Raw genomic sequence first — 18810 nt, 5'->3', positions numbered from 1 at the left:
TATGTGTCCCGTAGTCAGATTACAGCGAAGCTTTTTGTTGTGCGGTGGAAGTCGTCTCTTTTTCCTCTTCCACACAGGTGTCGCACGGTAAGTGGCGACCAATTAATTTGCGATAGCCAAATGCGCCCAGCGCCGCCCCTACGATTGGCCCGAACAGCGGAACCAGGAAGTAAGGAATGTCCTTGCCGCCAGTGAAGGCGACGTCGCCCCATCCGGCAAAGAAGGCGAAGGTTTTTGGGCCCAGGTCGCGCGCCGGGTTCATCGCAAAGCCGGTCAGCGGCCCCATCGACGCGCCGATAACCGCAATCAGCAGGCCAATCAGCAGCGGCGCCAGCGGGCCGCGCGGAATGCCGTTTCCGTCGTCGCCCAGCGCCATAATGACGCCCATCAGAATAGCGGTAATCACCATTTCAACTGCGAACGCCTGCACAAAATTAATATGCGGATTCGGATACGTTGAGAAAATGCCCGCCAGATCCAGACTTTCGACACTACCACGCACCATGTGGTGCGTCTGCTCGAAGTCGCTGAAAAGATTGTAATAAAGCCCGTAAACTAACGCCGCTGCGCAAAAGGCGCCGGCAAATTGTGAAATGATGAAAGGGACAACTTTGCGTCCGTCAAAGCACGCGAACAGCCACAATGCGATGGTCACCGCCGGGTTAAGATGTGCGCCGGAAACGCCTGCGGTCAGGTAGATGGCCATCGCCACGCCCAGACCCCAGATAATACTGATTTCCCACTGACCAAAACTGGCACCCGCCACTTTCAGTGCAGCGACACAGCCTACTCCGAAGAATATCAACAACCCGGTACCCAGAAACTCGGCAATGCACTGGCCTTTTAAGGTTGATGTCTGACTCATAATCGGAATCCTGCAAAAGAGTAATGTTTATTGTTTGCGTGACCGCCCGTGACAGTCACGGTGTCCTGTAGACACAGTGTTAATTTATCGTTAACGAGCACAAACGAGAAATATCGAAATCGAAATGTGTGGTCTGTGTCAATAAAATGAGCGTTTTCGCGCCATAAAGCGCGTTTTTGCATCAGATAATGATTAGGGGCTGAATCATTTCTTTAACTTATGGGTTAACAACTTAGGGGTATATGCGGCGAACGCACCAGGACGAGGCCGAAAAGTGTTGCAAACCGCGATCTGCGTGGCATGCCGCTGGACAGGGGCGACGGCGCTCCATACAATCGGAACATATGTTGTGCGCGTTTATCTTAAAGCGTCGCCTTGCAATTCAGGAGAGGTAGGATCATGTCTTTAGAAGTGTTTGAGAAACTGGAATCGAAAGTACAGCAGGCGATTGACACCATCACGCTGCTGCAAATGGAAATTGAAGAGCTGAAAGAGAAGAACAACTCCCTGTCTCAGGAAGTTCAGAACGCTCAGCACAGCCGCGAAGAACTGGAGCGCGAAAACAACCAGCTGCGCGAACAGCAGAACGGCTGGCAGGATCGCTTGCAGGCGCTGCTGGGACGTATGGAAGAAGTCTGATTTCCTTTGGGAATGAATTAAGTAGGCCGGGTAAGGCGAAGCCGCCACCCGGCTTTTTTATAGAGCTCGCTTACCGATTAACTACTCAATGTCCAGCGCATCTTCGGAAAGGATAATCCCGGTATTATCGGCATAAAGATGGTCGCCGGAGAAGAAGGTTACGCCGCCGAAATTGACGCGCACGTCGCTTTCGCCGATGCCTTCACCCGCTGCGCCAACCGGAATGGCGGCAATGGCCTGAATACCGATATCCAGGTCTTCCAGATCGTCCACCTGGCGCACGGAGCCGTAGACCACAATCCCTTCCCACTCGTTTTGCACGGCAAGGCGGGCAAGGTCTGCATCGATCAGTGCGCGGCGTACTGAACCGCCACCGTCCACCAGCAGGACGCGGCCACGGCCGTTCTCTTCGAGCAGATCGTACAGCAACCCGTTGTCCTCGAAACATTTCACCGTGATGATTTGCCCGCCAAATGACGACCGTCCGCCAAAGTTGGAAAACAGGGGTTCAACGACGTTGACATCTTCCTGGTAGATGTCGCAAAGCTCGGAGGTATCGTATTTCATAGGTTTAACGCTCTGTTGCTGCGAATGAGTTCAGTATATCGTGCGAAATGCGTTGTTGGCAAAATCATCAATTGTTAATTGATATTTGTCAGCTAACTCAGCGTCTGGCTTAAGACAATCCCGATGACGAACAGCAGGTTAGTTAGCAATGCGCCTTTTACCGTGCGTTCCAGCATCGGCGGCATGGCGGCCGGGCTAAGTTCACGCATCACGTAACGGGCCTGCTTAATCAACAGCGGTGCGGCGAGCACAAACAGCCAGCCCCACAGGCTGTGCAGAGAAATCAGGTTGAACAGCGCCAGGCAGACCAGCGCGCCGATGAGCAGGCAGGCGTGATAGCGGCGTGCATACACCGGCCCCAGACGCACCGCAAGGGTGTTTTTACCGTTCTCGCGGTCGCTGTCGATGTCGCGCAGGTTATTGATATTTAGCACCGCTGTCGCCAGCAGGCCACAGGCGGTCGCGGGCAGGAACAGGGCAGGGATCACCGTATGTGCCTGCAAGTACCAGCTTCCCATCACGCTTAGCCAGCCGAAGAAAACCAGCACGGAGATATCGCCCAGGCCAATATACCCGTAAGGGCGCGTGCCGACGGTATAGGTAATGGCCGCGATAATGGCGAGCAGGCCCAGCACCAGGAAGCCAATGAAGTCGCTGGTGGTTTTCGAGGCGACCGTCACCAGCGCCAGCCCGGACAGGCAAATTAACACCACGGTGATAATCAACGCCCGCTTCATCTGTGCCTGGGTGATCACCCCTTTTTGCATCCCGCGCAGCGGCCCGATACGGTCAGGCTTGTCGCTGCCTTTTACCGCATCGCCGTAATCGTTCGCGAGGTTAGAGAGGATTTGCAGCAGCCCGGCGGTAATGAGCGCCAGACCTGCCACCAGCGGATCGAAATGCCCCTGCCACCAGGCAAGCGCGGTGCCGACAATAATAGCGGCAAAAGCCAGAGGAAGCGTTTTAGGGCGCAGACTTTCGAGCCACGCCTGCGTACGGCTGATATCAGTCATAGTTATTTAGCCAATAAAAAATGGGGGCAATAGCCCCCATCAACAGTGATGAAAATGCATTGAACGCGATTATAGAATAAAACGGCTCAGATCTTCATCTGCCACTAACGCATCCAGGTGTTTGCTCACATAGTCTGCGTCAATGGTAATGCTTTGACCGTTAAGGTCGCTCGCATCATAAGAGATGTCTTCCATCAGGCGTTCCAGCACGGTGTGCAGACGACGCGCACCGATGTTCTCGGTGGTCTCGTTGACCTGCCACGCGGCCTGGGCGATGCGCTTGATACCGTCATCGGTAAATTCAATGTTCACGCCTTCGGTCGCCATCAGCGCTTTGTACTGTACGGTCACAGAAGCGTTTGGCTCGGTCAGGATACGTTCGAAATCTTCGGTGGTCAGCGCCTGCAACTCAACGCGGATAGGCAGACGACCCTGGAGTTCCGGGATCAGGTCAGACGGACTGGCAATCTGGAACGCGCCGGAGGCGATAAACAGAATGTGGTCAGTCTTCACCATGCCGTGCTTGGTGGAAACGGTGCAACCTTCTACCAGCGGCAGCAGGTCGCGCTGAACGCCTTCGCGGGAAACATCCGGGCCGGACGCGTTGCCGCGCTTACAGATTTTGTCGATTTCGTCGATAAAGACGATACCGTGCTGCTCAACGGCGTCGATAGCGTCCTGTTTCAGCTCTTCCGGGTTAACCAGCTTCGCGGCTTCTTCTTCAATCAGCAGCTTCATCGCGTCTTTGATTTTCAGCTTACGCGCTTTCTGCTTCTGGCCGCCCAGGTTCTGGAACATGGACTGCAACTGGCTGGTCATCTCTTCCATGCCCGGAGGCGCCATGATTTCTACGCCCATCGGCGCGGCAGCGAGATCGATCTCAATCTCTTTATCGTCCAGTTCACCTTCGCGCAGCTTTTTGCGGAATGCCTGACGCGCAGCAGAAGGTTCAGCCTGCTGTTCAGCCTGTCCCCAGTTATTTTTTGCCGGTGGGATCAGCACGTCGAGAATGCGCTCTTCGGCCATCTCTTCGGCGCGATAGCGGTTTTTCTCGATCGCCTGGACGCGCACCATCTTAATTGCCGAATCGGTCAAATCGCGGATGATGGAGTCCACTTCTTTACCCACATAGCCCACTTCGGTGAACTTGGTGGCTTCCACTTTGATGAACGGCGCGTTAGCCAGCTTGGCCAGACGACGGGCGATTTCGGTTTTACCCACCCCGGTCGGGCCGATCATCAGGATGTTTTTCGGCGTCACTTCGTGGCGCAGCTCTTCGTCGAGCTGCATGCGACGCCAGCGGTTACGCAGTGCGATAGCCACGGAGCGCTTGGCGTTGTCCTGGCCGATGATGTGTTTGTTCAGTTCGCTGACAATTTCGCGTGGGGTCATTTCAGACATGGGCGATCCTTACGCTTTGGAGGTCAATTCTTCGATGGTGTGATTGTGGTTGGTATAGATGCAGATATCACCTGCAATATCCAACGCTTTCACCGCGATATCGCGCGCGTTCATGTCGGTATTTTCCAACAGCGCACGGGCTGCGGCCTGGGCGTACGGGCCGCCAGAGCCGATGGCAATCAGGTCGTTTTCAGGCTGAACCACGTCACCGTTACCGGTGATGATCAGCGAGGCGTTTTCGTCGGCCACGGCCAGCAGCGCTTCGAGCTTGCGCAGCATGCGGTCGGTACGCCAGTCTTTTGCCAGCTCAACGGCGGCTTTCACCAGATGACCCTGATGCATTTCCAGTTTGCGTTCAAACAGTTCAAACAGCGTGAAGGCATCCGCCGTGCCGCCCGCGAAACCGGCGATCACTTTGTCGTTATAAAGACGACGGACTTTCTTCACGTTGCCTTTCATGACGGTATTACCCAGCGTGGCCTGGCCATCACCGGCAATTACCACCTGGCCGTTACGGCGTACACTTACTATTGTTGTCACGAGCAGACCCCCTGGTTACAGATTCGGGAAACATAAGCCCTGAGCCTGTGCTCAGGGCTGAATTAAATGATAGATGGGGGGGATTTCGGGGGTTTCAACCCCCGGAGGCGAGTCGAATGCAGTTTGTGTGGCCAGCCACTTTCAAACGGGAAATGGTGCCGTCTGCGTTTTCTTTGCCTTTGACCGGGCCGATCACCACGCGATTCCAGCCGTTATTGGTGGTAATGCGTGAGTCAAATCCTTCAAATGCCAGCTGAGCACGCACCGTTTCGGCCTGCTCGGCGCCTTTAAACGAGCCGCACTGAACCATCCAGCGGCGTTCATCTTTTTTCTCCGCCGTCTGCTTCGGCGCCTCGGTCTCTTTGGTGACCGGCGCAGCCTGCTGCGTTTTTGGCTGTTGCGCAGTGGTATGCGCAGGCGTCTGCAAAAGATCCTGATACGGCTGTGCCGTTTGCTTCTGCGGCTGCGCTTTCGGCTGCTGCTGGACAGGCTGCGTTTGTACGGTACGCGTCTGTTGCTGCGGTTGGGTGCGCGGCTGCTGTACCGGCTGCGTTTGCGTCCACTGTTGCTGCTGCGTTTGCTGCTGAGCCTGACGCTGGCGCTGCAACGTTTGCTGACGCTGCGCCGGGGTTTGTTCGTTCCACGGCACTTCGTTCAGCTGCGTAGGCTGCTGGCGCATGTCTGCCTGCATCTGAGCGAGCAACTGACGCTGTTCGTCCGTCAGCTGATCGGCATTCTTCACTTCACCCCCGGCAGAAGGTTCGGTAGGCGCACGTACGCCTGGCTGGCGGCTTTCCAGCTCTTTAATGTAGCGCCAGCGCTCTTCAGGCTTCGGAGGCAGGCCGTTACCGACGACCTTGTTGCCCTGAAGGGCTTCAGACTCTTCTTTTTTATGATGCGTAATGAAGTAGAGGCCGCCAATAAAGGCCACCAGCACGGCCGCAGCAATGGCGACCATGGCTGGAGAGACAGCAGACAGGCTACGTTGCTTGCTTTTTGAACTACTCTTTTTGCGTCGCGAAGGTGCCGGCTGGCCGCGACGTACATAATCTCGTTGTGCCACTATCGTTTCGCTGTATTTATTCGTTCGTCAGCCCGCCATGTTACTTAAGCGACGGGGCTTTGACCAGATAAGGGTGTAGAAAGGTATTTACTTTAAGTTAATGCCTGGGTAGAGCCGCGCACAATCAGCTCACAATCCAGTAGCCGTGACCCGCTGCTAACTGTTTGACCATGCAGCTGATCCAGCAAAAGCAGCATCGCTTCCCGGCCAATCTCATACCGCGGTTGTGCAACGGTCGAAAGCGGCGGATCGCAAAATTCCGAAAGCGAAATATTATCAAAGCCGATAATCGACAGGTCCTGCGGCACGCGCAGACCGTGACGTTTGGCGTAAGATAATGCGCCCAGCGCCATCACGTCGCTGTGGCAGAACACCGCGGTAGGCGGTTCTGGCAAGGCCAGCAATTTTTCCAGCGCCTGCCCGCCCGCTTCAAAGGTGAAATCACCGCGCGCAATGTAGTGCGGATCGACGATAGCCCCGGTACGGCGCAGCGCCTGAACGTAGCCCTGCAACCGGTAATGACACAGCGGCATCTCTTCTGGCCCGGCAATACACCCGATACGCTTATGCCCCAGCTCCTGAAGATAGTTCACAGCGTTGAACGCGGCGGTGAGGTTGTCGATATGTACGGTCGGCAGCTCCAGCTCCGGCGCAAACTCGTTCGCCATGACCATCGGCGGTAGATTGCGCTGTTCTTCGATGCTGGCATCAAACGGCAGGCGCGAGCCAAGCAGCAGCATGCCGTCAATCTGCTTAGTGATGATCAGGTCGATGAACGTTTTTTCCTGCTGGTTCTGGTGGGCACAATCACCAATCAGCACCAGATAGCCCTGGGCGGCGGCGGTAACCTCAATGCCGCGAATGATTTCGCTGAAGAAGGGATCGCAGATGTCCGGCACGATCACCAGGATGGTGCGGGATTCATTGCGTTTAACGTTGCGCCCCATGGCTTGCGGGAAATAACCCACCTCAAGCGCCGCCTTTTCAACCCGGTTTCGGGTTGCCTGGGAGACTTTGTCAGGGTTCATCAATGCGCGGGACACGGTTGCTGTTGAGACTTGTGCTTTCTCGGCAACGTCTTTCATGGTCGCCGAGGCAACCTCTTTCCTGGACTTCAACGTCTTCTCCTCGCCTGAACACCGAACTGCGTACAGCACCATTTTTACAGATAGTTAATGGAATCGGTTACAGAATTTTCATAAAAAGTGTGAGGCGAGTTAAATTTTTCGATCCGCATTCAGCCTTCAATCGGATCGACGTCCAGAACCCACTTCACTTTTCGCGCTTCAGGCAGGGTGTTGATCAGCGCCAGCGTGCCGCTGACGATCTGCTGTAAACGGACACGCGAAGGGTGCTGAAGCAAGAGTTGCCAGCGGAAACGGCCCCCGCGTTTCGGGGCGAGCGCGGGGACCGGGCCTAAAATCCACAGCTGATTATCCACCAGCGGGCTGGCTTGCAGGAGATTTCTCAGCTGTTGCAGGAACAGCGGCGCCTGCTGGTTGTTATGATCTTCCGCACGGATGATGACGTGGCTGGTCCACGGGGGAAGCTGCATCGTCTGGCGTTCAGCCAGCGCCTGGTCCGCGAAGGCGTCATAGCCTTTATGCAGCAGGGTTTGCAGCAGCGGATGTTCAGGGTGGTGCGTTTGCAGTACGACCTCGCCCTGTTTACCCGCGCGGCCGGCGCGCCCGGCAACCTGAGTATAAAGCTGGGCGAAACGCTCGGCGGAGCGGAAATCTGCCGAGAACAGCGCGCCGTCGACGTCCAGCAGGGCAACCAGCGTCACGTCCGGGAAGTGGTGCCCTTTCGCCAGCATCTGGGTGCCAATCAGGATGCGCGCCCCGCCGCGATGCACTTCCGCCAGCTGCTGCTCCAGCGCCCCTTTACGGCTGGTGGTGTCCCGGTCGATACGGGAGATGGGCACGTCCGGGAAGAAGGGCGCGAGCGCCTGTTCAAGCTGTTCCGTGCCCAGACCGACCGGCACGATGTGCGTTGATCCGCACGACGGGCACTGGCGCGGCACCGGACGCTGGCTGTCGCAGTGGTGGCAGCGCAGGTGGCGCTGGGCCTGGTGGAAGGTGTAGTAGTGATCGCAGCGCGGGCACTCTGCAATCCAGCCGCAGTCGTGGCACAGCAGCGCAGGCGCGAAGCCGCGGCGGTTCAGAAACAGGATCACCTGGTTGCCCGCCTGCAAATGCTGGCGCATGCGGGAAATCAAGGCGGGCGCTAAGCCGGCCTGCACCTGCTGGCCTTTCAGATCCAGCACGTGCTGGATGGCCGGGCGGGCATTCCCCGCGCGGCGCGTCAGGCGCAGCATATGGTATTTACGCTGGCGCACGTTGTGCAGCGTTTCGAGCGCAGGCGTAGCGGACCCGAGAATAATGGGGATTTGCTCGCTGTGGGCGCGGTACACGGCTAAGTCGCGGGCGTGATAGCGCCAGCCTTCCTGCTGTTTATAGGAGCTGTCGTGCTCTTCATCGATCACGATAAGGCCGAGGTTTTTAAACGGCGTAAACAGCGAGGAACGGGTACCGATTACAATCGCCGCTTCGCCATTTTTCGCCTTCAGCCAGGCGCTGAGGCGCTCGCTGTCGTTCAGGCCGGAGTGCAGCACCTCAACGGGCGCGTTAAAGCGTTCACGGAAGCGGGCGATGGTTTGCGGCGTCAGGCCGATTTCCGGCACCATCACCAGCGCCTGTTTCCCCTGCGCGAGCACGTTTTCCAGCACGCTCAGATAAACTTCGGTTTTACCGGAGCCGGTGACGCCCGCCAGCAGCCAGGCAGAGAAACGATCGGCGGCGCTGTGAATCGCGCCCACGGCGGTGGCCTGCTCGGTATTCAGACGCAGGCGATCGCCCGACACGGAAAAGCCGTCGCGCCAGTCGTGAAGGGCAGGTGCTTCGCTGGCCAGCTCGCTCAGCCCTTTCTTCCTTAATGCCTGTAACGCGGTTTCGCTCACCTCAAGCTCGTCGACCTGATGGCGCCAGATTTTTCCCTGACGCAGCGCGGCCAGCGCCTGCTGCTGTTTCTGCGAGCGCTTGAGGCTATTAATGTCGACCGCCTGCCCCTGCTCGGTGGCAAACCAGTACCACATGGGCGCATGGCTGGCGCGCTTGCCCTGACGCAGCATGATGGGCAGGGCGTGGAACAGGACGTCGCCAACCGGATGGTGATAGTAATCCGCCGCCCACAGCAGCAGCCGCCAGGTACTGGAAGAGTAAACCGGTTCATCGTCCAGCACCTCAACGACCGATTTCAGTTCGTTAAGGGGCAGTTCGCTTTTATCGCTGATGGACACTACGATCCCGACGCGCTGCTGTTTGCCAAACGGCACGGTCACGCGACAGCCCGCTTTGGCGCTCATGCTGTCGGGCAGCAGGTAGTCAAAGGTGCGGGGAAGCGGAACGGGCAGGGCAACGTGAGCGACGGGCATCGAATCTTCCTGACTTGAAAAGTGGCGCGTTAGTATACACATTAGTGAAAGCGGCGTGCGGATCAGTTTGCATACGTTGGTCAAATTCTGTATGATTCGCCGCCTTTGGTGTATTTTACGCCAAAGAACTTACATTCAACATCGCGTGGTGTCTGGCGTTAGGGCTGGAAGAGCGACGCGGCCTTAACTGAGGTTCTCCCATGAAAAAAGATATTCACCCGAAATACGAAATGATTACTGCAAACTGTTCTTGCGGTAACTCTATCCAGATCCGCTCCACCGTGGGTCACGATCTGAACCTGGACGTGTGCGGCAAATGCCACCCGTTCTACACTGGTAAGCAGCGTGATGTTGCAACCGGTGGCCGTGTTGACCGCTTCAACAAGCGTTTCAGCATCCCGGGCGCTAAATAAGTTTCCCGAAAAAAAGGCACCGCAAGGTGCCTTTTTTGTATCCGCTTCTCAGTATTCCCACGTCTCCGGGTCGATGCCCAGCTCACGCATGATCACCTTCGCCTCTTCCGGGATTTCGTCACTGCGCTCTTTGCGCAGATCTTCATCGTTTGGCAACGGTTGACCGGTAAACGCATGCAGGAACGCTTCGCACAGCAGTTCGCTGTTGGTGGCGTGACGCAGGTTGTTCACCTGACGACGCGTGCGTTCATCGGTGAGGATCTTCAACACCTTCAGAGGAATGGAAACCGTGATTTTCTTGACTTGCTCACTCTTCTTACCGTGCTCAGCGTATGGGCTGATATATTCGCCGCTCCATTCAGCCATGAGATACCTTTAATCCTCTCAGTCATTAATCTAAAGGCGCAAAACCGGTAACTGACGGGTTTTGAACCGTAATCTTGCGTAGTTTACCGTAGAGACGATACCGAGGCACGGATATTGCCGCTGTAGCGTGTCCTAAAGCATATAATTTTAACGGCTATTTGCGCATTGCTCAATCTATACGCAAAGAAGTTTAGATGTCCAGATGTATTGACGTCCATACTTTCAATGTTTACTCTGGTGGCTGACTTTTCACCTCATTCGCCAGGAAGCCCTCACCATGACGCGTAAACAGGCCACCATCGCAGTGCGTAGCGGATTGAATGATGACGAGCAGTACGGCTGCGTTGTCCCGCCGATTCATCTCTCCAGTACCTACAATTTCACCGGATTTAATGAACCCCGCGCGCATGATTACTCGCGTCGCGGCAATCCTACGCGTGACGTCACTCAGCGCGCGCTGGCGGAACTGGAAGGCGGCGCGGGGGCGGTATTAACCAATACCGGCATGTCTGCTATTCACCTGGTGACCACGGTGTTCCTGAAGCCTGGCGATCTGCTTGTAGCACCGCACGACTGTTACGGCGGCAGCTATCGTCTGTTTGATAGCCTGGCAAAGCGTGGCTGCTACCGCGTGCTGTTTGTCGATCAAAACGACGAACAGGCGCTGAAACAGGCGCTTGCCGAGCAGCCGAAGCTCGTTCTGGTGGAAAGTCCAAGCAATCCATTGTTGCGCGTTGTCGACATTGCGAAAATTTGTCAGCTCGCAAGGGATGCGGGAGCGATAAGTGTAGTGGATAATACGTTCCTCAGTCCGGCCCTTCAGAACCCACTGGCACTGGGTGCCGATCTGGTGTTGCATTCATGCACTAAATATCTGAACGGCCATTCTGACGTGGTGGCGGGCGTGGTGATTGCAAAAGATCCCGACGTTGTCACGGAACTGGCATGGTGGGCCAATAACATCGGCGTCACCGCGGGCGCGTTCGACAGCTACCTGCTGTTGCGCGGCATCCGCACGCTGTCGCCGCGTATGGACGTGGCGCAGCGCAATGCCCAGGCGATCGTGGATTTCCTGCAAACCCAGCCGCTGGTGAAGAAGCTTTATCACCCGTCGCTGCCGGAAAACCAGGGGCACGAGATTGCCGCGCGCCAGCAGAAGGGATTTGGCGCGATGTTAAGTTTTGAACTGGATGGTGACGAGCAAACGCTGCGTCGCTTCCTGAGCGGGCTGTCATTGTTTACGCTGGCGGAATCCTTAGGGGGAGTTGAGAGCTTGATCTCCCACGCCGCAACCATGACGCACGCAGGTATGGCACCGGAAGCACGTGCCGCCGCCGGGATTTCCGAGACGCTGCTGCGTATCTCGACCGGTATTGAAGATTCTGAAGATTTAATTGCCGACCTGGAAAATGGCTTCCGGGTCGCAGCCAAGGGGTAATCATGAGTGTGATAGCGCAGGCAGGGGCGAAGGGTCGTCAGCTGCACAAGTTTGGTGGTAGTAGTCTTGCTGATGTGAAATGTTACCTGCGTGTCGCAGGGATCATGACCGAGTATTCACAGCCGGGGGACATGATGGTTGTCTCAGCGGCGGGCAGCACCACCAACCAGTTGATCAGCTGGCTGAAACTGAGTCAGACCGATCGCCTCTCTGCGCATCAGGTGCAACAGTCTTTACGTCGTTACCAGAGCGAGCTGATTGCCGGCCTGCTGCCTGCGGACGTGGCGGACGGGCTGATTAGCGCCTTCACGCACGACCTTGAGCGTCTGGCGGCCCTGCTGGACAGCGGGATCACCGATGCGGTGTATGCCGAAGTGGTGGGTCACGGTGAAGTGTGGTCCGCGCGCCTGATGGCCGCCGTGCTGCAACATCTCGGCGTGGACGCCGCCTGGCTCGACGCGCGTGATTTCCTGCGTGCGGAACGCGCCGCACAGCCGCAGGTGGACGAAGGGCTGTCCTATCCGCTGCTGCAACAGCTGCTGGTGCAACATCCCGGGAAACGTATCGTCGTCACCGGCTTTATCAGCCGCAGCAACGCGGGCGAAACCGTACTGCTGGGCCGTAACGGCTCTGACTACTCGGCAACGCAGATCGGTGCCCTGGCGGGCGTATCCCGCGTCACCATCTGGAGCGATGTCGCGGGTGTGTACAGCGCGGATCCGCGCAAAGTAAAAGATGCCTGCCTGCTGCCGCTGCTGCGTCTCGACGAAGCGAGCGAGCTGGCGCGTCTGGCGGCCCCTGTGCTGCATGCGCGCACGCTACAGCCGGTTTCCGGCAGCGACATTGACCTGCAACTACGCTGTAGCTACACGCCGGATCAGGGTTCCACCCGCATCGAGCGCGTGCTGGCATCCGGCACGGGGGCGCGTATTGTCACCAGTCATGATGACATCTGCCTGATTGAGTTCCAGGTGCCTGCGGGCCAGGACTTCAGGCTGGCGCATAAAGATATCGATACCATCCTGAAACGTGCGCAGGTGCGTCCGCTGGCCGTTGGCGTGCATAATGACCGTCAGCTGTTGCAGTTCTGCTATACCGCCGAAGTGGTGGACAGCGCATTAAAAATTCTTGATGAAGCGGGCCTGCCGGGCGAGCTTCGCCTGCGTCAGGGGCTGGCGCTGGTGGCGATGGTAGGCGCGGGCGTCACCCGTAACCCGCTGCACTGCCACCGCTTCTGGCAGCAGCTGAAAGGCCAGCCGGTTGAATTTACCTGGCAGTCGGAAGAGGGCATCAGCCTGGTTGCCGTGCTGCGTAAAGGGCCAACTGAGAGCCTGATTCAGGGTCTGCACACCTCTTTGTTCCGCGCGGAGAAACGCATCGGCCTGGTGCTGTTCGGGAAAGGGAATATCGGTTCCCGCTGGCTGGAGCTGTTCGCCCGTGAGCAGGTGACGCTTTCGGCGCGTACCGGGTTTGAATTTATTCTTGCGGGGGTGGTGGACAGCCGCCGCAGCCTGCTGAACTACGAAGGGCTGGACGCCAGCCGGGCGCTGGCCTTCTTTAACGATGAAGCCGTTGAGCAGGATGAAGAGTCGCTGTTCCTGTGGATGCGCGCGCACCCGTATGACGATCTGGTGGTGCTGGACGTTACCGCCAGCGAACAGCTGGCCGATCAGTATCTGGATTTCGCCAGCCACGGCTTCCACGTCATCAGCGCCAACAAGCTGGCGGGAGCGAGCAGTACCGATAAATATCGCCAGATCCACGACGCGTTTGAAAAAACGGGTCGTCACTGGCTTTACAACGCCACCGTTGGCGCAGGTCTGCCGGTTAACCATACCGTGCGTGATCTGATTGAAAGCGGCGACAGCATTCTGGCGCTGAGCGGCATCTTCTCCGGCACGCTCTCCTGGCTGTTTTTGCAGTTTGATGGCACCGTTCCGTTCACCGACCTGGTGGATCAGGCGTGGCAGCAGGGTTTAACCGAGCCGGATCCGCGCGTTGACCTTGCCGGCAAAGACGTGATGCGCAAGCTGGTGATCCTGGCGCGTGAAGCGGGCTACGACATTGAGCCGGGTCAGGTGCGCGTTGAGTCGCTGGTGCCTGCGGGCTGCGAGGAAGGATCCGTTGATCACTTCTTCGAGAACGGCGATGAGCTGAACGAGCAGATGGTGCAGCGTCTGGAAGCGGCAAACGAGATGGGCCTGGTGCTGCGCTACGTGGCACGCTTCGAGGCGAACGGTAAAGCGCGCGTGGGCGTGGAGGCGGTGCGTCCTGAGCATCCGCTGGCCGCTCTGCTGCCGTGCGATAACGTCTTCGCCATTGAAAGCCGCTGGTACCGCGATAATCCGTTGGTGATCCGTGGCCCGGGCGCGGGACGCGATGTCACCGCCGGGGCAATCCAGTCTGACATCAACCGTCTGGCTAAGCTGCTGTAATTTCTCTTGTTCCCTCTCCCCGTGGAGAGGGTTAGGGTGAGGGCGGCAGACCGCACTCACCCCCATCATGAACGCCCCTCATCTTCCCTGAGCAATCCTCACCGTTATTGTTGATTATTTCAGTTGACGGCACTCCGCTTTTCCGTCATTTTTACATCTGGACGTCTAAACGTATAGAAGTTCACAACACAATAAACAACGACACGCGAAAGGTAGAGGTAAGGTATGAGCTTTTTTCACGCCAACCAGCGGGAAGCCCTGAATCAGAGCCTGGCAGAAGTTAACGGCCAGATTAACGTCTCTTTTGAATTTTTCCCGCCGCGCACCAGTGAAATGGAGCAAACCCTGTGGAGCTCTATCGATCGCCTGAGCAGTCTTAAACCGAAGTTTGTTTCCGTAACCTACGGTGCCAACTCCGGCGAGCGTGACCGCACGCACAGCATCATTAAGGGCATTAAAGACCGAACCGGCCTGGAAGCGGCGCCGCACCTGACCTGTATCGACGCCACCCGCGACGAGCTGCGCGCCATCGCTCAGGACTACTGGAATAACGGCATTCGCCACATTGTGGCCCTGCGCGGCGACCTTCCGCCGGGCAGCGGTAAGCCAGAGATGTTTGCCGCCGATCTGGTCGGGCTGCTGAAAGAGGTGGCCGACTTCGATATTTCCGTTGCGGCGTATCCTGAAGTACACCCGGAAGCGAAAAGCGCCCAGGCAGACCTGCTTAACCTGAAGCGTAAGGTGGAGGCCGGTGCCAACCGCGCGATTACTCAGTTCTTCTTTGACGTGGAAAGCTACCTGCGCTTTCGCGACCGCTGCGTCTCGGCGGGTATTGATGTTGAAATCATTCCGGGCATTTTGCCGGTCTCGAACTTCAAACAGGCGAAGAAGTTCGCCGATATGACCAACGTGCGCATTCCGCTGTGGATGTCCAAAATGTACGAAGGGCTGGACGACGATCCGGAAACCCGCAAGCTAGTGGGCGCCAATATCGCCATGGACATGGTGAAGATCTTGAGCCGCGAAGGGGTGAAGGATTTCCACTTCTACACGCTGAACCGCGCGGAAATGAGTTACGCCATTTGCCACACGCTGGGCGTTCGTCCTGCCCTGTAAAGCAAAATCCCTCACAAAGATGAGGGATTTTTAATCGAACCGATAGTTAAAAGGTATTAACTATCGAATCTGTGGATTAATTCAACTATCTCTTATCGCTAGTGGTGTATATCGTAACGGTAACACTGTAAAGGGAGCATAGCGATGAGCATGTCAGACGAGACCAATAACGCGGCATCCGCCGGCAAATGTCCGTTCCATCAGGGCGGCGTCGATCATAGCGCGGGTGCAGGTACCAGCAGCAAAGAGTGGTGGCCTAAACAACTCCGCATCGATCTACTTAATCAACACTCCAGCCGTTCAAACCCACTGGGTGAAGACTTCGACTACCGCAAAGAATTCAGCAAGCTCGACTATTCTGCCCTTAAGGGCGACCTCAAGGCCCTGTTAACCGATTCTCAGCCGTGGTGGCCTGCCGACTGGGGCAGCTATGCGGGCCTGTTTATCCGTATGGCCTGGCACGGCGCGGGCACCTATCGCTCCGTGGACGGTCGCGGCGGCGCAGGTCGCGGTCAACAGCGCTTCGCGCCCCTGAACTCCTGGCCGGATAACGTCAGCCTGGACAAGGCGCGCCGCCTGCTGTGGCCAATCAAGCAAAAATACGGACAAAAAATCTCCTGGGCCGACCTGTTTATCCTCGCGGGTAACGTGGCGCTGGAGAACTCCGGCTTCCGCACCTTTGGTTTTGGTGCCGGGCGTGAAGACGTCTGGGAACCGGATCTGGACGTGAACTGGGGCGATGAAAAAGCCTGGCTGACCCACCGTGACCCGGAAGCGCTGGCGAAGCGCCCGCTGGCGGCCACTGAAATGGGCCTGATCTACGTTAACCCGGAAGGGCCAAACGCCAGCGGTGAACCGTTGTCCGCGGCGGCGGCAATCCGCGCCACCTTTGGCAACATGGGCATGAACGACGAAGAGACCGTCGCGCTGATTGCTGGCGGTCATACGCTCGGTAAAACGCACGGCGCAGGGGAAGCCACGCACGTGGGCACCGACCCGGAAGCGTCGCCGATTGAAGCGCAGGGCTTAGGCTGGACCAGCACCCACGGCACCGGAATTGGCGCTGACGCCATTACCTCCGGGCTGGAGGTCATCTGGTCGCAAACCCCGACCCAGTGGAGCAACTACTTCTTCGAGAACCTGTTCAAGTACGAATGGGTGCAGACCCGCAGCCCGGCGGGCGCGATTCAGTTTGAAGCCGTGGATGCGCCAGAGATCATGCCTGATCCGTTCGACCCGTCGAAAAAACGCAAGCCAACCATGCTGGTCACCGACCTGACGCTGCGTTTCGACCCAGAATTCGAGAAAATTTCCCGTCGCTTCCTGAACGATCCGCAGGCCTTCAATGAAGCCTTTGCGCGCGCGTGGTTCAAGCTGACCCACCGCGATATGGGGCCAAAAGCGCGGTACATTGGTCCGGAAGTGCCGAAGGAAGATCTGATTTGGCAGGATCCACTGCCTCAGCCGGTGTTCCATCCGACTCAGGAAGATATCGAAAGCCTGAAAGCGGAAATCGCGGCCTCGGGACTCTCCGTGAGCGAGCTGGTTTCCGTGGCCTGGGCGTCGGCATCCACCTTCCGCGGCGGCGACAAGCGTGGCGGCGCCAACGGTGCACGTCTGGCGCTGGCGCCTCAGCGCGACTGGGACGTTAACGCCGCAGCGGTTCGCGCGCTGCCGGCGCTGGAAGCGATCCAGCGCACCACCAACAAAGCGTCACTTGCGGATATCATCGTGCTGGCGGGTGTGGTGGGCGTTGAGCAGGCAGCGAAAGCGGCAGGCGTTTACGTCAATGTACCGTTCACCCCGGGCCGCGTGGACGCGCGTCAGGACCAGACGGATATCGAGATGTTTAACCTGCTCGAGCCGATTGCCGACGGTTTCCGTAACTATCGCGCACAGGTGGATGTATCTACCACCGAGTCGCTGCTGATCGACAAAGCCCAGCAGCTGACCCTGACCGCGCCGGAGCTGACGGTGCTGATCGGCGGCCTGCGCGTACTGGGTGCAAACTTCGACGGCAGTAAGAATGGCGTGTTCACTAACCGCGAGGGCGTGCTGAGCAACGATTTCTTCGTGAACCTGCTGGATATGAACACCCAGTGGAAAGCGACCGACGACTCAAACGAACTGTTTGCCGGGAGCGATCGCGCCAGCGGCGAGGTGAAATACACCGCCACCCGCGCTGACCTGGTCTTCGGTTCAAACGCTGTCCTGCGCGCGCTGGCCGAGGTTTACGCCAGCAGCGATGCGCACGAGAAGTTCGTTCGTGATTTCGTTGCCGCATGGGCGCGAGTGATGGATTTGGACCGCTTTGACGTGAAGTAACCCTTGTGCCGGGTGGCGGCTACGCCTTACCCGGCCTACAAATTAAAGTGCCATGTAGGCCGGGTAAGCGCAGCGCCACCCGGCTTTTTTATTACTCCCACTCCTGCAAGAATCGCTGTCCGTACTGGTCCGCAACCAGCAGCGCCGCATACACCTGATCCGCCGTTACGCCGCCAGGCATGTTGTGGATGGTTTCCCCTTCGGCACAGGACGCTTCCGCGATCAGCCGCATTTTGGCCGGGATATCCTCTTTGATGTTTAGCTGCGCCAGGGTGATCGGCAGCCCAACGCTGTGGCAAAGCGCGGCGACGGTCTCTATTTCTTCAACCGGCGCGTTCTCCAGAACCAGCTGCGTCAGCGTGCCGAACGCGACCTTTTCACCGTGGTAAAAATGATGTGCATCCGGTACCGCCGTCATGCCGTTGTGAATGGCATGCGCCGCCGCCAGACCGCCGCTTTCAAAACCCACGCCGCTGAGATAGGTGTTGGCTTCGATAATGCGTTCCAGCGCGGGCGTCACCACGTGCTGCTCTGCCGCCAGCATCGCCTTCTCACCCTCTTCAACCAGCGTGTTGTAGCACAGCTCTGCCAGCGCTAGCGCCGCCTGCGTGCACTTGCCGCCCGCCATGGTCGTGGCGCCGCTGCGCGAGCAGGCACGCGCTTCAAACCAGGTTGCCAGCGCATCGCCAATCCCGGCGGCGAGCAGGCGAGCCGGTGCACCCGCCACCACTTTGGTGTCGACAATCACCATGTTCGGGTTGTGCGGCAGCATCAGATAACGCTCGAACTCACCGCTGTCGGTGTAAATCACGGACAGGGCGCTGCACGGCGCATCGGTGGAGGCGATGGTCGGGGCAACGGCAACCGGAACGTTCATAAAGTGCGCAAGCGCTTTGGCAGTATCCAGCGTTTTACCGCCGCCGATACCCAGCACTGCCAGACAGTCGGCGCTGTCTGCCAGTTTTTTCAGACGATCGATTTCATTTTGCGAACATTCGCCGCCAAACGGCGCAATTTCGGCGTGGAGATCGGCTTGTCTGAAGCTCTGGCGCAGGGTTTCTTCAGCAAAACCCAGCACAAACTTATCGCCCACCACCAGCCAGCGGGCTGCCAGCGGCTTCAGATAGTCGCCGAGACGGGTGAGCACATCAGCACCCTGGATGTATTTTCCCGGGGATTGAATAATACGGTCCATA

The 18810-nt window shown here is 57.7% G+C and carries 16 protein-coding genes; 6 read left to right on the top strand and 10 right to left on the bottom strand.

Annotated elements, in window-relative coordinates:
* Positions 1-19 precede the first annotated feature (19 nt).
* The gene (locus tag N5C09_RS18885) at positions 20-865 is read right to left on the bottom strand and encodes an MIP/aquaporin family protein (RefSeq protein WP_063865458.1); all 846 of its coding nucleotides are present in this window, start codon (positions 863-865) and stop codon (positions 20-22) included.
* Between the two features lie 399 nt (positions 866-1264).
* Here N5C09_RS18885 and zapB point away from each other — a divergent pair, with 399 nt between their 5' ends.
* Entirely contained in the window at positions 1265-1504 is a 240-nt protein-coding gene (zapB, locus tag N5C09_RS18880) for a septal ring assembly protein ZapB (protein WP_022649799.1), read from the top strand.
* Between the two features lie 81 nt (positions 1505-1585).
* On the opposite strand, the gene rraA is transcribed toward zapB, so the two are convergent.
* The 7 genes from rraA to priA form a co-directional block, all read right to left on the bottom strand.
* Positions 1586-2071 (bottom strand): ribonuclease E activity regulator RraA, encoded by a 486-nt coding sequence (gene rraA / locus N5C09_RS18875; RefSeq protein WP_003862032.1) that lies wholly within the window; start codon positions 2069-2071, stop codon positions 1586-1588.
* 92 nt (positions 2072-2163) lie between these two features.
* Positions 2164-3090 carry a 1,4-dihydroxy-2-naphthoate polyprenyltransferase gene (gene menA, locus N5C09_RS18870; RefSeq protein ID WP_279749686.1) on the bottom strand — a complete coding sequence of 309 codons (927 nt, stop codon included), beginning with the start codon at positions 3088-3090 and terminating at the stop codon, positions 2164-2166.
* Between the two features lie 63 nt (positions 3091-3153).
* Entirely contained in the window at positions 3154-4485 is a 1332-nt protein-coding gene (gene hslU, locus N5C09_RS18865) for an HslU--HslV peptidase ATPase subunit (RefSeq protein WP_063449721.1), read from the bottom strand.
* A 9-nt stretch (positions 4486-4494) separates the two neighbouring features.
* The gene (gene hslV, locus N5C09_RS18860) at positions 4495-5025 is read right to left on the bottom strand and encodes an ATP-dependent protease subunit HslV (RefSeq protein WP_022649795.1); all 531 of its coding nucleotides are present in this window, start codon (positions 5023-5025) and stop codon (positions 4495-4497) included.
* 94 nt (positions 5026-5119) lie between these two features.
* A complete protein-coding gene (ftsN, locus tag N5C09_RS18855) occupies positions 5120-6088 on the bottom strand; it encodes a cell division protein FtsN (protein ID WP_017383099.1) in 969 nt (322 codons plus the stop codon).
* 92 nt (positions 6089-6180) lie between these two features.
* Positions 6181-7206 carry a DNA-binding transcriptional regulator CytR gene (cytR, locus tag N5C09_RS18850; RefSeq protein WP_107534218.1) on the bottom strand — a complete coding sequence of 342 codons (1026 nt, stop codon included), beginning with the start codon at positions 7204-7206 and terminating at the stop codon, positions 6181-6183.
* Positions 7207-7325: 119 nt separating this feature from the next.
* A complete protein-coding gene (priA, locus tag N5C09_RS18845; RefSeq protein ID WP_279749656.1) occupies positions 7326-9521 on the bottom strand; it encodes a primosomal protein N' in 2196 nt (731 codons plus the stop codon).
* A 200-nt stretch (positions 9522-9721) separates the two neighbouring features.
* On the opposite strand from priA, the gene rpmE reads away from it, so the two are divergent.
* Complete coding sequence (gene rpmE / locus N5C09_RS18840) at positions 9722-9934, top strand: 50S ribosomal protein L31 (protein ID WP_003862040.1); 213 nt, start codon at positions 9722-9724, stop codon at positions 9932-9934.
* Between the two features lie 48 nt (positions 9935-9982).
* On the opposite strand, the gene metJ is transcribed toward rpmE, so the two are convergent.
* Complete coding sequence (gene metJ, locus N5C09_RS18835) at positions 9983-10300, bottom strand: met regulon transcriptional regulator MetJ (protein ID WP_015966498.1); 318 nt, start codon at positions 10298-10300, stop codon at positions 9983-9985.
* A 277-nt stretch (positions 10301-10577) separates the two neighbouring features.
* Between metJ and metB the strand changes: the two genes are divergently transcribed.
* The 4 genes from metB (at position 10578) to katG (ending at position 17614) form a co-directional block, all read left to right on the top strand.
* Positions 10578-11738: a cystathionine gamma-synthase gene (gene metB / locus N5C09_RS18830; protein WP_063449724.1), complete on the top strand. Its 1161-nt coding sequence runs from the start codon at positions 10578-10580 to the stop codon at positions 11736-11738.
* 2 nt (positions 11739-11740) lie between these two features.
* On the top strand, positions 11741-14173 hold the full coding sequence (locus N5C09_RS18825; protein WP_102750816.1) for a bifunctional aspartate kinase/homoserine dehydrogenase II: 2433 nt from the start codon (positions 11741-11743) through the stop codon (positions 14171-14173).
* Positions 14174-14398: 225 nt separating this feature from the next.
* A complete protein-coding gene (gene metF / locus N5C09_RS18820) occupies positions 14399-15289 on the top strand; it encodes a methylenetetrahydrofolate reductase (RefSeq protein ID WP_063449726.1) in 891 nt (296 codons plus the stop codon).
* Between the two features lie 144 nt (positions 15290-15433).
* Positions 15434-17614, top strand: a complete 2181-nt coding sequence (gene katG, locus N5C09_RS18815; RefSeq protein ID WP_063865464.1) for a catalase/peroxidase HPI — start codon at positions 15434-15436, stop codon at positions 17612-17614.
* A gap of 91 nt (positions 17615-17705) precedes the next feature.
* Here katG and N5C09_RS18810 read toward each other — a convergent pair whose 3' ends face one another.
* On the bottom strand, positions 17706-18809 hold the full coding sequence (locus N5C09_RS18810; RefSeq protein ID WP_063449728.1) for a glycerol dehydrogenase: 1104 nt from the start codon (positions 18807-18809) through the stop codon (positions 17706-17708).
* Position 18810 lies beyond the last annotated feature (1 nt).

Origin of the sequence: Enterobacter sp. GD03975 (genome assembly GCF_029838645.1) — a bacterium.
Classification (GTDB): domain Bacteria; phylum Pseudomonadota; class Gammaproteobacteria; order Enterobacterales; family Enterobacteriaceae; genus Enterobacter; species Enterobacter quasihormaechei.
Note: the sequence above shows the minus strand (reverse complement) of the source record. Positions and strands in the feature narration are given on the sequence as shown.

What these genes read in the sequence shown, in the direction of transcription:
- rpmE (WP_003862040.1), top strand. Translation starts at nt 9,722, where the DNA reads ATGAAAAAAGATATTCACCCGAAATACGAAATGATTACTGCAAACTGT.
- N5C09_RS18885 (WP_063865458.1), bottom strand. Translation starts at nt 865, where the DNA reads ATGAGTCAGACATCAACCTTAAAAGGCCAGTGCATTGCCGAGTTTCTG.
- metJ (WP_015966498.1), bottom strand. Translation starts at nt 10,300, where the DNA reads ATGGCTGAATGGAGCGGCGAATATATCAGCCCATACGCTGAGCACGGT.
- katG (WP_063865464.1), top strand. Translation starts at nt 15,434, where the DNA reads ATGAGCATGTCAGACGAGACCAATAACGCGGCATCCGCCGGCAAATGT.
- priA (WP_279749656.1), bottom strand. Translation starts at nt 9,521, where the DNA reads ATGCCCGTCGCTCACGTTGCCCTGCCCGTTCCGCTTCCCCGCACCTTT.
- N5C09_RS18810 (WP_063449728.1), bottom strand. Translation starts at nt 18,809, where the DNA reads ATGGACCGTATTATTCAATCCCCGGGAAAATACATCCAGGGTGCTGAT.
- metB (WP_063449724.1), top strand. Translation starts at nt 10,578, where the DNA reads ATGACGCGTAAACAGGCCACCATCGCAGTGCGTAGCGGATTGAATGAT.
- metF (WP_063449726.1), top strand. Translation starts at nt 14,399, where the DNA reads ATGAGCTTTTTTCACGCCAACCAGCGGGAAGCCCTGAATCAGAGCCTG.
- zapB (WP_022649799.1), top strand. Translation starts at nt 1,265, where the DNA reads ATGTCTTTAGAAGTGTTTGAGAAACTGGAATCGAAAGTACAGCAGGCG.
- rraA (WP_003862032.1), bottom strand. Translation starts at nt 2,071, where the DNA reads ATGAAATACGATACCTCCGAGCTTTGCGACATCTACCAGGAAGATGTC.
- N5C09_RS18825 (WP_102750816.1), top strand. Translation starts at nt 11,741, where the DNA reads ATGAGTGTGATAGCGCAGGCAGGGGCGAAGGGTCGTCAGCTGCACAAG.
- hslU (WP_063449721.1), bottom strand. Translation starts at nt 4,485, where the DNA reads ATGTCTGAAATGACCCCACGCGAAATTGTCAGCGAACTGAACAAACAC.